The organism is Vibrio sp. YT-18, assembly GCF_033337345.1.
Taxonomy (GTDB): Bacteria; Pseudomonadota; Gammaproteobacteria; order Enterobacterales; family Vibrionaceae; genus Vibrio; species Vibrio alginolyticus.
In genome coordinates this window covers 276,068-289,603 of record NZ_JAWOQO010000006.1, presented here as the reverse complement: position 1 = coordinate 289,603, position 13,536 = coordinate 276,068, and the positions used below count along the sequence as shown (strand labels likewise).

The 13,536-nt window shown below is 44.8% G+C and carries 17 protein-coding genes; 9 read left to right on the top strand and 8 right to left on the bottom strand.

The window, feature by feature from the left end:
* Nucleotides 1-264 precede the first annotated feature (264 nt).
* From R7M72_RS11115 to R7M72_RS11105, 3 genes are all read right to left on the bottom strand, one after another.
* Entirely contained in the window at nt 265-1,404 is a 1,140-nt protein-coding gene (locus R7M72_RS11115; RefSeq protein ID WP_053349786.1) for a flagellin, read from the bottom strand.
* Nucleotides 1,405-1,546: 142 nt separating this feature from the next.
* Nucleotides 1,547-2,449: a Dyp-type peroxidase gene (locus R7M72_RS11110; protein WP_262631817.1), complete on the bottom strand. Its 903-nt coding sequence runs from the start codon at nt 2,447-2,449 to the stop codon at nt 1,547-1,549.
* Between the two features lie 46 nt (nt 2,450-2,495).
* Nucleotides 2,496-2,981 carry a DUF2919 domain-containing protein gene (locus tag R7M72_RS11105; protein WP_025768263.1) on the bottom strand — a complete coding sequence of 162 codons (486 nt, stop codon included), beginning with the start codon at nt 2,979-2,981 and terminating at the stop codon, nt 2,496-2,498.
* A 144-nt stretch (nt 2,982-3,125) separates the two neighbouring features.
* Here R7M72_RS11105 and R7M72_RS11100 point away from each other — a divergent pair, with 144 nt between their 5' ends.
* Together R7M72_RS11100 and R7M72_RS11095 are read left to right on the top strand one after the other, a co-directional pair.
* Nucleotides 3,126-3,479, top strand: coding sequence for a DUF2956 domain-containing protein (locus tag R7M72_RS11100; protein ID WP_005380437.1), 354 nt, complete (start codon nt 3,126-3,128; stop codon nt 3,477-3,479).
* A 3-nt stretch (nt 3,480-3,482) separates the two neighbouring features.
* Nucleotides 3,483-3,815, top strand: a complete 333-nt coding sequence (locus tag R7M72_RS11095; RefSeq protein WP_005380435.1) for a DUF4156 domain-containing protein — start codon at nt 3,483-3,485, stop codon at nt 3,813-3,815.
* 34 nt (nt 3,816-3,849) lie between these two features.
* Here the strand turns inward: R7M72_RS11095 and R7M72_RS11090 are convergent, their stop codons facing one another.
* A complete protein-coding gene (locus R7M72_RS11090) occupies nt 3,850-4,137 on the bottom strand; it encodes a helix-turn-helix domain-containing protein (RefSeq protein ID WP_005380433.1) in 288 nt (95 codons plus the stop codon).
* Nucleotides 4,138-4,428: 291 nt separating this feature from the next.
* Between R7M72_RS11090 and R7M72_RS11085 the strand changes: the two genes are divergently transcribed.
* Genes R7M72_RS11085 through R7M72_RS11070 form a run of 4 tightly spaced genes read left to right on the top strand, consistent with a single transcriptional unit; the run spans nt 4,429 to nt 6,847 of the window.
* On the top strand, nt 4,429-4,779 hold the full coding sequence (locus tag R7M72_RS11085) for an ArsC family reductase (protein WP_005380431.1): 351 nt from the start codon (nt 4,429-4,431) through the stop codon (nt 4,777-4,779).
* A gap of 18 nt (nt 4,780-4,797) precedes the next feature.
* Nucleotides 4,798-5,934, top strand: a complete 1,137-nt coding sequence (gene dapE, locus R7M72_RS11080; RefSeq protein WP_005380429.1) for a succinyl-diaminopimelate desuccinylase — start codon at nt 4,798-4,800, stop codon at nt 5,932-5,934.
* Nucleotides 5,935-5,948: 14 nt separating this feature from the next.
* Nucleotides 5,949-6,647, top strand: a complete 699-nt coding sequence (locus R7M72_RS11075; protein WP_193837306.1) for a M15 family metallopeptidase — start codon at nt 5,949-5,951, stop codon at nt 6,645-6,647.
* A complete protein-coding gene (locus tag R7M72_RS11070; protein WP_005380425.1) occupies nt 6,644-6,847 on the top strand; it encodes a DUF2897 family protein in 204 nt (67 codons plus the stop codon). Before R7M72_RS11075 ends, R7M72_RS11070 begins: the two co-directional genes overlap by 4 nt.
* Before the next feature lie 106 nt (nt 6,848-6,953).
* Here the strand turns inward: R7M72_RS11070 and bamC are convergent, their stop codons facing one another.
* Nucleotides 6,954-7,973, bottom strand: a complete 1,020-nt coding sequence (gene bamC, locus R7M72_RS11065) for an outer membrane protein assembly factor BamC (protein ID WP_005380424.1) — start codon at nt 7,971-7,973, stop codon at nt 6,954-6,956.
* An 80-nt stretch (nt 7,974-8,053) separates the two neighbouring features.
* Nucleotides 8,054-8,932: a 4-hydroxy-tetrahydrodipicolinate synthase gene (gene dapA, locus R7M72_RS11060; protein ID WP_005380422.1), complete on the bottom strand. Its 879-nt coding sequence runs from the start codon at nt 8,930-8,932 to the stop codon at nt 8,054-8,056.
* A gap of 474 nt (nt 8,933-9,406) precedes the next feature.
* On the opposite strand from dapA, the gene R7M72_RS11055 reads away from it, so the two are divergent.
* Together R7M72_RS11055 and bcp are read left to right on the top strand one after the other, a co-directional pair.
* Entirely contained in the window at nt 9,407-9,949 is a 543-nt protein-coding gene (locus R7M72_RS11055) for a glycine cleavage system protein R (RefSeq protein ID WP_005380420.1), read from the top strand.
* A 16-nt stretch (nt 9,950-9,965) separates the two neighbouring features.
* Nucleotides 9,966-10,436, top strand: coding sequence for a thioredoxin-dependent thiol peroxidase (gene bcp, locus R7M72_RS11050; protein ID WP_005380418.1), 471 nt, complete (start codon nt 9,966-9,968; stop codon nt 10,434-10,436).
* A 77-nt stretch (nt 10,437-10,513) separates the two neighbouring features.
* Here bcp and R7M72_RS11045 read toward each other — a convergent pair whose 3' ends face one another.
* Together R7M72_RS11045 and R7M72_RS11040 are read right to left on the bottom strand one after the other, a co-directional pair.
* Complete coding sequence (locus R7M72_RS11045) at nt 10,514-11,587, bottom strand: AI-2E family transporter (RefSeq protein WP_238975041.1); 1,074 nt, start codon at nt 11,585-11,587, stop codon at nt 10,514-10,516.
* A gap of 1 nt (nt 11,588) precedes the next feature.
* Entirely contained in the window at nt 11,589-11,825 is a 237-nt protein-coding gene (locus R7M72_RS11040) for a sulfurtransferase TusA family protein (protein ID WP_005380414.1), read from the bottom strand.
* Nucleotides 11,826-12,082: 257 nt separating this feature from the next.
* On the opposite strand from R7M72_RS11040, the gene R7M72_RS11035 reads away from it, so the two are divergent.
* Nucleotides 12,083-13,534, top strand: a complete 1,452-nt coding sequence (locus tag R7M72_RS11035; RefSeq protein ID WP_005394337.1) for a tetratricopeptide repeat protein — start codon at nt 12,083-12,085, stop codon at nt 13,532-13,534.
* Nucleotides 13,535-13,536 lie beyond the last annotated feature (2 nt).

The following is a 13,536-nucleotide window of genomic DNA, read 5'->3' as shown; positions in this document are numbered from 1 at the left end:
TGGTGATTTCTCCAATTGATTTTCCGGTGTAGCGGTTTCCGACGTCTCGGAAAACCAAGTAGTTCTCTCAAAGTTACTTTTATTAACGGCGCATGCCCTGTTTTCTTTAGAGAAAATTTTAGATTTTTTTGAAAATAATTCGTTTGGAGGGGTAATCGTGACAAAGCGGATAAAAAAGCAAAAAAACTTTCATTTTTCGCTAAAGCTTCTTTTCGAATTGTCGATACAGGCAGGTTTTACGTTAAATTCGGGCAAGACCGTTCATCAGCCAAGCAAGGTCAATGCTAGGTTTGGCGCTTGTTTTGCTTGCGCCAGAATAGAAGTACTGACCTGTTGTAAAATCTGTTGCTTCACCATTTGCGTAGTTTCTTTGGCATAGTCAGTGTCTTGGATACGACTGTTGGAAGCGGCTAAGTTTTCGTGGATGTTATCGAGATTATTGATCGCGTGATTAAAGCGGTTTTGATACGCGCCTAACTCCGCACGACTGCCATCTACCGTTTTCAAAGCATCATCTAAAATGCCGACCGCCATCTGAGCGCCACCGACCGTGCTAATATCAATACTATCTACCGTTCTATTTACGGTGACATACTTGCCAAGTTCTAACTCATCAGCCAGGCCACCACTGAAGGTTGGTCCAGGGTATTTTATGGCGTCCTTGTGGGACATGAGTAACTGCAGTTGCCCCTCTTCATTAACAGACGCTCTCACTTTATCGGTTTGCCCATTAATGTAAGTCGCGAGTTCTTCTATATCGTCGCCAGCTTTAGCTTCAATACGGATCTCCTGCTCTTCAAAATTGTTATCACGGTAGCTGATAACAATTTCATTATTTCCGTTTTGAACCGTCCAATCTGAACTGACTCTTTGATATGAGCTCATTGAAAAGCTACCTAAAGATTCCGGCTGCATGGTCCGCAGGCCAATTTGTACCGCTTCACCAGCCGTTGCACCGATTTGAAAAGACGATGTACCGAATGTGCCATTCAGCAATTTACGTCCGCCAAAGGAGGTCGTTTCTGCAATACGACTTAACTCATCATTTAAAGCAGAGACTTCTTCTTGCAGTGCAGTACGCTCCGCTTTGCTGTTTGAACCGTTAGCTGATTGAAGCGACAAATCACGCATACGTTGCATAATGTTAGTCACTTCATTCATCGCCCCTTCGGCGGTTTGCATTATAGAAATGCCGTCATTCGCGTTACGTACCGCGACATCCAAACCACGCATTTGCGATTGCAGACGGTTGGAGATTTGCAGACCCGCCGCGTCATCTTTTGCGCTGTTAATACGCTTCCCTGAAGACAAACGCTCCATGGATTGGTTCAGCATGTCAGTTGCACTGGTCAAATGACGCTGTGCGACAAGTGCTGCAACATTGGTATTAACGGTGATCGCCACGAATAAAGAGTCCTAAAGTTAAGGCTTTGAGTACTTATCGACCAAGTAACAGAAAAGTTTAGTGTTTTTTGAAAAGAGATTGGAATAGAAATAGAAAACAAAAGCCCTCCATTGGAGGGCTTAAGAAATAAAGTCTGAGAACTTACTTGATGGCTAGCTCTGCGAGCATTTCTTGCGAAGGCGCGAAGAAGTACGCACCAGTTACCGCTGTTGTGAAACGAAGCATTTGGTCTGTTTTACCATCTGTCACGCCGTACATACTTTCTAGCATCACTTTAATGTTATGAAGTGTATTGCAGTAAGAAATAAACAGCAGGCCATGAGGCCCTGTCACCGTCCCGTATGGTAAGCTGTGGCGAACAATCTTCAAACCTTTACCTTCTTCTTTGATATCAACGCGACCAACGTGTGATGCAGCAGGAACGTCTTCTAGCTCTATAGAGTCTGGTTTGGTACGACCAATCACTTTTTCTTGCGCTTTGACATTCAAGCGATTCCAAGCGGCAAGGTTATGTTCGAAGCGTTGAGCCATGACATAACTGCCTCCAGCAAATGGGCCCTCTTTTACTAGAGCCACATCAGCGCGAGCCTCCCCTTTCGGGTTTTCTGTCCCATCAATAAAGTCTGTCATATCACGAGCATCAAGGTAACGGTACCCATATGTTTCGTCCACAATGGTGACATCTTGTGCCGTCTCTTCTAGGAACTTACGCAACACGTAAAAATGCAAGTCGTGACGAGTCGAGTGACAGTGAATCAGTACATCTACGTCTGTTGCTGGAGCAACGATGTCGCCTTCGCCAAGTTGAGTAAAATCAATAAGCTCTTCTGGCGCGTCTACATTAAGGTGTTCCCAAAACGATTTTGTGAATGCGATAGAAAGCGTCAGCGTTGCACCCGGCTGGGTAATGTTTAACTCTTCCACCAACTTTGGCAGTGCTTTCAGTTTTTCTAATACGTTTTCACGGTTTTGGTTCACTTTGAGTTGAGTGTACAGTGCAAATGGCCCGGCTTCTGGCACGATCGCCGTTTGAGCTTGTGACATTGAGGTTTCCTCTATTACTTTGCCCCAGAGTGGGAAGTTATTGTTTTTAATTCTTTGAATGCTGCTGTTCATCGTGCGCCAATTGTGGCACATGAAAACAGTCTTTTACCCATCTTCCATTTAGAAGATAGATCATAAACCAAGCTAATAAGGTAATGGTAAGGGCGTTTGCCCAATTAAACACTCCATGTTCTAGGTACACATGATACATGGTCTGAGCAAGTTGAATACCGCACAAGATCAAAGTGATCTCGCGACCATAGCGAGTAATTCTGTTTACCCATCCTCTGTCGGGATGACGAAGCCCCATTAACCACATAAGAAGCAAACTTGGAATGCCCATCGCCAAACCTAAATACAACGTACTTGAATCTGGGTAAACAATAGCGAGTAGCTTACTGCCACTATCACGACTTACACCAGCCATGGCAAACACCACCCATGAACGCACAAGAAACATCCATCCCACCCATAAAATGATCGGCGCCTTTAAAAATCCATGAGCGTCATATTGGTCAAACGAATAGCGCACAACATCTTCTTCTTTATGTGATAAAAACGTCACTTTAACCTATCGTTTCAGAGTTGCAAGCCAACAAAGATGAGAACTGAAGTTCATTTCAGCACCTTACACAGGTAAACTAAACAAAGATTTACAGCGACGTTGATGAGAAACATGAAAAAAAGAACTCCTGCCACCCCTGTGCCTTCTCAAGAAACACAAGCCGAAGCGATGAGAATTGCTAAATCCACGCAAAAGCCCGGCCAAACCAAAGAGCAAACCAAGCTCATCGCTCAAGGTATCGAAAAAGGCATCGCGCAATATAAGAAACAACAAAAAGAGCGCAACCGCCAAGCCGATAAAGCGAAGAAAAAACAGCAACGTGAAAAACAACGTCAGCATGAAGAGATTATCGAACAAGACAATATCACCGACGATGCGCCAAACCATTCATCAAGCAAACTGCCTTGGACACTACTTGTCCTGAGCTGGATTGGCTTTGCTGCTTACATAGTATTGGGGAAATAGCTAATGAAACGCCTGTTACTTGGACTTTTTGTCGTGCTTCTAACGGGTTGCACGATGCCTTCTCACCTTACTCATGCTCAAAGTCAAGATGTTCATATTCGCATTGACGCGCAATTCGACCCTGAGCGATGCGAATACAAAGGCGAAGTCACCGGAAGTGAAGGCCATTGGTATAACTACATTTTCATGACTAATGACGCGATGATGCAAGGCGCGATGAACGATTTAAAAAACAATGCAGCGGCTATCGATGCGGACACCGTTTTTATGGTCTCCCCACAAGATTTTATCACTTCATTTAGCGTGCTGGGTTCCGCTTACCGCTGCAATGGATGAGGCCTGAATATGAAAAAAGCCAGCAATTGCTGGCTTATGCACGAAATCCAAGACTGCTAGCGATATCTCTCTCCCGCTCTAGAACCCATTGGCTATCAAAAGGCCCCCAATCTGAAAGTTGATAATAGCCGTCATTATGACGTCGGCCATCTTGAACGAATATGAGTTCAATGCCGATCCCAGGTAACGCCTTGAGTACATCTTGAATAGTACGACGAGGCCACCCCGTTTTTTCGATCAACTTTGGCACATTCGGCCTTTCTAGGTTTTCCACCAACAAGGCCAAATATAGCCGCCTTGCAAAAACAGGACTCAATTCCATTGACACCTCCTAAAATTGTGCTGATTCATTATTTCGTTTTTGCTCAGCGAGGTGTTGCGTTTGATCAATAACTCGACTTTTCCATTTGATTTAGACGAATTTTTATTCGATTTATAGCGCATTCATCGTAAATAAGTTATGTGACATTAGTTATCTCAATCTATCTGAAAATATTTTCCACCGCATTTTGTCAGTTTGATTGCTTCTTGATAGGATGCTTTAACAGCCCAAATCACTTAAGTGCGTCTTAACCGCGCCAGTGAAAAATAGAACAAAGAAAAAGGAAAGACTATGTCGATTACCATGTTTGGTATTCCCAACTGCGATACGATCAAAAAAGCCAAGAAATGGTTAGAAGCCGAGGATATTGCTTACGACTTCCATGACTACCGTAAGCAGGGCATTGATGCAGAAATGGTAAGTGAATTTTGTCGCGCTTTAGGTTGGGAACAGGTGCTCAATAAACGTGGCACAACCTACCGCCAATTAGCGCAAGAGCAGAAAGACACACTTAACGAGGAAAACGCCATCGCTCTTTTGGTAGAAAACCCTGCGATGATTAAACGCCCAATTTTAAAAGTGAATGATCAACTTCATATCGGTTTTAAAGCTGATCAATACGCTAGCATTTTCAACTCTTAAATAAAGGAATACTCAAGGATGACAGACAGTCCAGTATTGGCACTTGCTAAAGATCTGATCAGTAGACAGTCCGTAACGCCGGAAGACGCAGGTTGTCAGGATTTGATGATCGAGCGCTTAAAAGCACTCGGGTTTGAAATTGAAGTGATGGTATTTGAAGACACCACGAACTTCTGGGCTCGACGTGGTTCAGAAGCGCCGCTATTTGCGTTTGCTGGCCACACCGATGTGGTACCAGCTGGCAAATTGGAACACTGGAATACACATCCGTTTGAACCGACCATTATTGATGGTTACTTGCATGGCCGCGGCGCAGCTGACATGAAAGGGTCGCTAGCTGCTATGGTCGTTGCTGTCGAACGCTTCATTGAAGAAAACCCAGACCACAAAGGCTCAATTGGCTTTTTGATTACGTCAGATGAAGAAGGGCCATTTATCAATGGTACCGTTCGCGTTGTAGAAACGTTGATGGAACGTGGTGAGAACATCGATATGTGTATTGTTGGTGAACCATCCAGCACCGACGTGGTTGGCGATGTAGTGAAAAATGGACGCCGTGGATCCATCACTGGTGATTTAACGGTAAAAGGAACACAAGGTCACGTGGCCTACCCTCACCTAGCCAGCAATCCAGTGCACGAGTCTCTACTCGCGATTCATGAACTCGCGACGACAGAATGGGATAAAGGGAATGATTACTTCCCACCGACTAGTTTCCAGATCCCGAATGTATCGGCTGGCACTGGTGCGTCTAACGTTATTCCTGGCGAGTTCCATGTTCAGTTCAACCTACGTTTTAGTACTGAGCTTAACAATGACGCAATTGTTCAGCGTGTTACCGAAACATTGGACAAGCATGAGCTGGACTACGACCTAAAATGGACATTCAACGGAGACCCATTCCTGACCGATACGGGCGCACTGCTAGACGCAGTTGTAGCTGCTGTGGCCGAAGTCAATGATACGAAGCCAGCGCTACTTACAACTGGCGGTACGTCTGATGGTCGTTTTATTGCTCGAATGGGAGGCCAAGTCGTAGAGTTAGGCCCTGTTAACGCTACGATTCATAAAGTGAACGAGTGTGTGAAAGTCGACGATCTTGAAAAGTTGACGGACATGTACGAAAACACGTTGAAACACCTATTGGCGAAGTAATCAGCGAGAACACAATGACACCAGAGCAACTCACCGGAATCACTGATTCCCATCTTCAATCCACACTAGTGGGGCAAAAGGCATTTATGCTTCACCCTAAAGTAGTCAATGACTTATTGAAGATGATTAATGCCGCAACCGAAGCAGGTTTCAAAATGGAAATCGCCAGTGGTTTTCGTGACTTTAATCGCCAAAAAGCCATCTGGAACGGGAAGTTTTCTGGTGAGTTGCCAATTCTCGACATCAACTCCCGCCCTTTGAATAAAGCAGAGTTAAATGACAAAGAGAAATTGATGGCCATTTTGCGCTGGTCGGCATTGCCCGGAGGAAGTCGTCATCATTGGGGTTGTGATTTTGATGTCTATGCGCGCAATTTATTGCCTGCTGACACAAAACTCAAGTTGGAACCTTGGGAGTATCTTGAAGGCCACCAGCAGGCGTTCTACCAATGGTTAAAAGCCAACCTTGGTCGGTTCGGTTTCTTCTTTCCTTATCAGCATGATTTAGGTGGCGTTTCGATTGAGCCTTGGCACATTAGTCACCGCGCTGTCGGGCAGCAATGCCTCGAGCAGTTGACGCTTGATGTACTCAGAAGCCAGTTGATTAAACAAAATCAGACCGACAACATTGCAGGGATTGACGTCATACTGAATAATTTGGATAACGTCGTTGCCAAATTTATTCACAATATCACGCCGCCGGAGGCTCTATGATAGAAATACTAACCAATCCTTGGGTCATTATTATTGTAGTGTTGAGCGTGGTCATTGGTAATATTGCCGCACTCAAATATACCGCAAAAATGAAGTTTGGTCAGATGGATAAAAGCCGTAAGAACGATTTAGATAAGCTGAACACATTGGATAAACAGCGCTACGCTGAAGAAGATAAAAACAAAAACGAGCCTCGTTAGTTACTCACCAGCTTCATCTCGACACATTTAATCTAAACATCAAAAAAGGGACCACTAGGTCCCTTTTCTATCATTAAGTAAACACGCCGCGTTAAGCTCGCTTTGTTTACTGCTTCACTGTTGCAGCCAATACAGGCGCTAGTGATTTCAAAAACTCTTCTTCTACTGGCTTGCCAGAGGAGTCGGTGATATTGATAGACGTACGGTTGCCTAAATCACCAAGTAAGAATGTGTACTTACCAGCGGCTAACTCCACTGGTTTAACGCCGATATCGTTCCAGAATTCATCATCCGGAGATGCATATTTCGCAGTGATTGTGCCCTGAGACTGGCTACGCTCTTCAATCTTAAAGCCCATCTTAGGTAGAATATTAGGCAGACGTTGCCAAAGCATGTTGTATTGCGCACGCGCGATAATCACAGGAAGTCCGCTGCGGTCTTTACCCATTGTGATTGGGATCTGTTTAACCAACTCTTGCGCTTTACGCTGTGCTTCTTCACGCACTTCTTGATCGTAGCGAGCGGTGACCAAGTTCGTCATGAACACATTGTAGCGCTCACGGTTGGTCGCCGTTACTTCTTTCACTTGATTGCCTTCACGCCAGTCAATAAGGCTCACCTTAAAGCCGTGTCGACCGTTTGCTTCAGCGCGTACGATTTCATATCGGCTGCCAATTTCTAGCTCTTCATCTGGCGAATCCCAAGTCACCCACCCTGTCTCGATGCGAGAGTCTGTTTGGCTTTCAACTGGAATCTCGTTAGCCGCGACCATGTTTTGCACCGTTTGCCAAACTTTATCTAGTTCATCTTTACGAAGTAGCCAAAGTGTCACTTCACCATCACTGCTGCGGTCCAAACGTGCACCGGGAATAAGCTCTAGGACTTGTTGAGGTGGACGAATGTCGACATCTTTACCTACACCACCAGCGTAGTTACCCTGAGGGATCTCGTAGTTAGGGTAAAACTGAGGCTGTGCACCCTGTGGGACATTCCACTCACCCAAATTTGGGGAGTTCAAATACTCGAAGTCATCTTTTGCTTGACGACGTTGATTGGCACCACCTGAACAGGCAGTCAATACGAATACAGCTAATGAACTTAACACTAACTGGCTTGAAAGCTTCATCTATACTCCTAAAACACCGAGGGCGCTTTGGCCCCCAGTATGAACTTCAATCCTAGTAACTCAATCTTAATAGCTCAATCTTAATAAATATGGGCGTCTGTTAGCGCCTGCTCGACGATCGGCTGCGATTTTTCAGAAAGCGTAGTTAAAGGAAGACGCAAACCACCTTCTTCAATCAAACCAAGCTTTTGCGCTGCCCATTTTACTGGGATAGGGCTTGCTTCGATGAAAAGGTTTTTGTGTAGAGTCATCAAGCGTTGGTTAATCGCTTCTGCTTCTTCGTACTTACCTTCACTTGCCAAATGGAACATGTCTGCCATGTCTTTAGCTGCAATATTGTTCGTTACCGAGATAACACCATTGCCGCCAAGTTTCACAAAATCCAGCCCTGTCGCATCATCGCCACTTAGTAAGATAAAATCTTCGCCACAAAGTTCACGATGAATTGCAATTCGTTCCAAATCGCCCGTTGCATCTTTTAGAGCTACGATATTATCAAGCTTTGACAAGCGTGCCACTGTTTCTGGCTGCATATCAACAGCAGTACGGCCTGGTACGTTGTACAAAATTAGAGGCACATCACTCGCTTCGGCAATTGCCTTGTAATGTAGAAACAAACCCTCTTGAGTTGGTTTGTTGTAATACGGTGTCACACTCAGGAAGCCAGCAATACCAGAATCAGCCAGTAATTTGCTAAATGTTACTGCCTCATGGGTTGCATTTGCACCCGTGCCAGCAATCACAGGGATGCGACCGTCGGCAAACTCAACAGTTTTATTAACGACCTTTACATGCTCTTCAATGGTCAGTGTCGCTGACTCACCTGTTGTGCCTACTGCCACAATACCGTCTGTACCCGCTTCAACGTGGTACTCTACTAGCTTTTGCAGACCGTCAAAGTCTACTTCGCCATCTGCTTTGAATGGCGTAATCAGCGCTACGATACTTCCTGAAAACATGTTTATCTCCCTCATTTAACTCTTTCTGCATGGTACTGTAATGCGATTGAAAAACACAAGAGCGTAAACTCGCTTACAAAGTACAAATGAATGAATAATTACCAGTTGTTAGAGGTCTAGCAACTTAATTGCTCTATTTGGTTTGATTAACGGCAATATTGATAATCGTGTTGGGCTTTCGAGTGACTTTAGAATCTATCAGTGATTTGGAAAATACTGAAGAGCACAAGCAAGGAAAATATACTCTTTGGTCTTGTTAGCCAAGTCAGATCTAAGTGAATAAAACGGCCAGACAATAGGCAAGCACATCATGCAAACGTTTTGTTTATCCTACAGCCTGCATTTACTGTTTATTTCCCACCACTCCCCTCAACATCCTCCTGCTTTTTATAGACTAAAAAGAACTGGCTCGATATTTCTTCGCAATATCTGTGCTAACATCTCTCTATTGAATAAAGGACAAGAAGCTCATTTATGAAGCAACATCTGGTACTTACAGCAGTTGGAACGGACCGTCCAGGCATTTGTAACCAAGTCGTACAGCTCGTTACTCAAGCTGGTTGTAACATAGTCGATAGCCGTATCGCTATCTTTGGCAGCGAATTTACGCTGATCATGCTCCTGACTGGGAACGCCAGCAGCGTGACTCGAGTTGAAACGCAATTGCCCCTGCTTGGCCAAGAACATGACCTTATTACGATCATGAAACGCACAGCGGCGCACGAACTGCTCGATAACAGCTACACCATGGAAGTGTTTATTGAGTCTGAAGACCGCCCTGGGTTAACTGAAAAATTTACTAAGTTCTTCGCTGATCAGCAGATTGGTTTAGACTCTCTTAGCGCGCAAACCATCAGCAAGTCGAAAATTCAACTCGATTCTGACCAGTTTCACATTGCGATTACTGCATCTGTAAGCGCGGATTTTAATTTGATGCAGTTACAAGAAGACTTCGATGAACTTTGTAAGTCGCTCAACGTACAAGGTTCTCTGAATTTCATTAAAAACACACTATAAAGTAAAGGAAATCAAAATGAATACGCTGACAGCAGGCTCGCCAGCGCCAGCCTTCTCTTTGCTCGACCAAGACGGAAATACCGTTTCTCTTGAAGACTTTAAAGGCAAGAAAGTACTTTTCTACTTTTACCCTAAGGCGATGACGCCGGGTTGTACTACACAAGCAAAAGGCCTTCGTGACATCAAAGCTGAACTCGATGCACATAACGTGGTGGTACTCGGCGTAAGCATCGACCCTGTAAAGCGCCTAGGCAAGTTCATCGAGCGCGATGATTTAAACTTCACTCTGCTTTCTGATGAAGACCATGCCGTTGCTGACCAGTTCGGCGTTTGGGGCGAAAAGAAATTCATGGGCAAAGTATACGACGGTCTTCACCGCATTAGCTTTCTGATCAATGAAGAAGGCGTGATCGAACATGTGTTCAACAAGTTCAAAACCAAAGATCACCACGAAGTCGTATTAAACTACTTAAACGAAAACGCTTAAACGCTATTGTTTTTCTACAAACAAAAAGCCCAGCAAACTGCTGGGCTTTCTTTTAACCATCGTACCTTTGGTAACAACTACTCTTGATCGACAGGTTCGTTTTCTTCCGTGCTTGGTAATGCATGCCATACGGCTTTGACTAATGTCGCTAAAGGAATGGCGAAGAACACCCCCCAAAAACCCCACAGCCCACCAAAGACTAATACAGCCACAATGATAGCAACTGGGTGTAAGTTTACTGCCTCGGAAAACAGAACAGGAACCAACACATTACCATCCAGCGCCTGGATAATACCGTAAGCAAGCAACAACCAATAAAACGGAGGCGTTAAACCCCATTGGAACAAACCAACGATAGCAACAGGTACAGTAACAGCCGCCGCACCGATATAAGGAATCAAAACCGACAGACCAACGGCTACGGCAAGCAACGCCGAGTAACGAAGATCTAAAAGGGCAAAAGTCACGTAGCTCACACCGCCCACGATTAAAATCTCTAACACTTTACCGCGAATGTAATTTGATATCTGCTCGTTCATTTCATGCCAAACTTTATTCGCCAATTTACGGTTTTTCGGCAGAATACCGCTTGCGATTCGCAGCATTTCTTCTTTGTCTTTAAGCAAAAAGAAGATAAGGAGTGGCACTAAGATCAAATATACCGCTAGCGTTGCAATGCTAACTAATGAAGCAAGCGACCCTTTGACGACACTTTCACCCAGCCCCAGTGCTTGGTTTTTGGCGTTCGTCACCACGGTTTCTACTATTTCTAAATTGGCTAGTTCAGGATGGCGCTCTGGCAATGTGACAATAAACTTTTGTAGCCCGTTGTACATGTTCGGAATATCGTTAATTAGATTACCGACCTGAGTCCAAATCGTCGGAACCAAGCCAAACAACGCAATTAACATCAACCCGACAAAGACCAAGATAACGATAATAACCGACAAGGTGCGCGGCACGCCTATACGACACATTTTGACAACTGGCCATTCAAGTAGATAAGCCAAAACGATCGCGACAAGTAATGGCGCAATCAAGTGTCCAAAGAAGTAAATGGTGATAAAGCCAAACAGCAAGATCGCGACGAGACTTACTGCGTGAGGGTCAGAGAAACGTCGTTTATACCAACGACTAACCATTTCAAACATCTTATGCGGATTCCTTATTGAAGACAGTCAATGTGTAGTGCTCTGATGTAGATTGGCAATCAACTGAGTACCCTTGGGCACTAAGATAGTTCACAATGTCTCGTTTAGAGCTGTTGTCCACCACTTGAATGACAAGTTGATGATACTGCTTTGCTTCTCCTTGAAAGACCTCAGCAGCATGACGCTTTGCAAGTAACAGTGCCATAGGACAACGTTGCTCACGCAAATCAAGTAACATGGATTCCATTGTATTGCTCTGCACTTATGATAGGGTTGTATTGTAACGGCTTTTTGAGCTGGTGCTAGCACTTCTGACATGATTTAACCACATGCTGAAATAGCTCGGATATAAAATAATTTACGAAACCAATTCATTTATTTCCGGTCTTACTGTTAGCTTATATCCTCACGGATAACCAAAACGTATGTGGCGCTGTTAATAGGCTCTCGACCTGTAACCACATGCTTATGTATTTTGGAGAACCTTGTAAACGTATGTTAAAACGCACTCGCTCGCTAGTTTGCTTATGTCTTGCTGCTGCCATCAGTTCGCCGACAACTTATGCCAATAGCATTGACTTGCCAGACATTGGCACAGCTGCTGGTGGCACGCTTTCAATAGACCAAGAGTTGATTTATGGCGACGCCTATATGCGTATGCTCAGAGCCAGTAAACCTATCGTTAATGACCCTGTCATCAATGAATATATTGACTCTCTTGGGCACAAATTAGTAGCCAATGCGAATGATGTAAAAACACCGTTCCACTTCTTTATGATTCGCGACCGTAATATCAACGCATTCGCGTTTTTTGGTGGCTATGTAGCGCTGCATTCTGGGTTGTTTCTTCATGCTCGTTCAGAAAGTGAGCTGGCCTCTGTTGTCGCTCACGAGATAGCGCACGTCACACAACGTCACCTTGCTCGGAGTATGGAAGAACAAGCGCGTCGCTCTCCGGCCACATTAGCCGCACTTGCGGGGGCACTACTACTTTCAATTGCCTCACCCGAAGCGGGGATGGCTGCAATTACAGCAGCAACCGCGGGCAACATGCAAAGTCAAATCAACTACACTCGTGCAAACGAAAAAGAAGCGGATCGCTTTGGTATTTCGACACTAGCAAAAGCCGGCTTTGATGTTCAAGCAATGCCAAGGTTTTTTGGCCGTCTTGCTGATGAGTATCGTTATGCGAGTAAACCGCCACCAATGCTCCTGACTCACCCTTTGCCTGAAGATCGAATTACCGATAGCCGTGCGCGAGCAAGAACCTATCCTCCAATGCGTGTTGTGCCTTCAATAGACTATCATCTAGCTCGCGCGCGCATTGTGGCTCGTTACGCTGGCATTGATGGACAAGCCGCCCTGAGCTGGTTTGAGAGAACCCAAAAGAAAGCCTCTGCGGACATTACACCTGCTTTTGATTATGGTCGAGCACTCGTGCATTTAGACAATAAACGCTTATCTCAAGCGGAACCAATTTTGAAAAAGTTACTGGAACAAGACCCAAGTAACCCGTTTTACTTGGACGCTATGACGGATTTATACATCGAGAAGAAGCAGCCAGAAAAAGCAACCGAGATGCTCCGCAAAGCGTTATCTCGTAACCCTCAAAATAAAGTATTGACCATTAACTACGCCAATGCGCTACTTGAGGACAATAAAAACGATCAAGCCACGCGAGTTCTTCAAAGATACACTCATGACTATCCTGAAGATACAAATGGCTGGCACCTAATATCGAAGAGCTACCACGCGCTGGGGCGTAGCGATGAAGAGTTGGCTGCTCGAGCAGAAATTTTGGCATTGCGAGCAAATTGGAATAAAGCGATTCAATATTATAGTGAAGCAAGTAAAATGGCCAAGTTGGGCAGCTTAGAGCAAGCACGATACGATGCCCGTATCGACCAACTCATGATCCAAAGAGATCGATTCATGGCATTACAATAACG

Bases quoted from the DNA above. Each gene is read 5' to 3' on its own strand.
- R7M72_RS11110 (WP_262631817.1), bottom strand. From the start codon at position 2,449: ATGTCACAAGCTCAAACGGCGATCGTGCCAGAAGCCGGGCCATTTGCA.
- R7M72_RS11100 (WP_005380437.1), top strand. From the start codon at position 3,126: ATGAAAAAAAGAACTCCTGCCACCCCTGTGCCTTCTCAAGAAACACAA.
- R7M72_RS11095 (WP_005380435.1), top strand. From the start codon at position 3,483: ATGAAACGCCTGTTACTTGGACTTTTTGTCGTGCTTCTAACGGGTTGC.
- R7M72_RS11090 (WP_005380433.1), bottom strand. From the start codon at position 4,137: ATGGAATTGAGTCCTGTTTTTGCAAGGCGGCTATATTTGGCCTTGTTG.
- R7M72_RS11085 (WP_005380431.1), top strand. From the start codon at position 4,429: ATGTCGATTACCATGTTTGGTATTCCCAACTGCGATACGATCAAAAAA.
- dapE (WP_005380429.1), top strand. From the start codon at position 4,798: ATGACAGACAGTCCAGTATTGGCACTTGCTAAAGATCTGATCAGTAGA.
- R7M72_RS11075 (WP_193837306.1), top strand. From the start codon at position 5,949: ATGACACCAGAGCAACTCACCGGAATCACTGATTCCCATCTTCAATCC.
- R7M72_RS11070 (WP_005380425.1), top strand. From the start codon at position 6,644: ATGATAGAAATACTAACCAATCCTTGGGTCATTATTATTGTAGTGTTG.
- bamC (WP_005380424.1), bottom strand. From the start codon at position 7,973: ATGAAGCTTTCAAGCCAGTTAGTGTTAAGTTCATTAGCTGTATTCGTA.
- dapA (WP_005380422.1), bottom strand. From the start codon at position 8,932: ATGTTTTCAGGAAGTATCGTAGCGCTGATTACGCCATTCAAAGCAGAT.
- R7M72_RS11055 (WP_005380420.1), top strand. From the start codon at position 9,407: ATGAAGCAACATCTGGTACTTACAGCAGTTGGAACGGACCGTCCAGGC.
- bcp (WP_005380418.1), top strand. From the start codon at position 9,966: ATGAATACGCTGACAGCAGGCTCGCCAGCGCCAGCCTTCTCTTTGCTC.
- R7M72_RS11045 (WP_238975041.1), bottom strand. From the start codon at position 11,587: ATGTTTGAAATGGTTAGTCGTTGGTATAAACGACGTTTCTCTGACCCT.
- R7M72_RS11040 (WP_005380414.1), bottom strand. From the start codon at position 11,825: ATGTTACTTGATTTGCGTGAGCAACGTTGTCCTATGGCACTGTTACTT.
- R7M72_RS11035 (WP_005394337.1), top strand. From the start codon at position 12,083: ATGTTAAAACGCACTCGCTCGCTAGTTTGCTTATGTCTTGCTGCTGCC.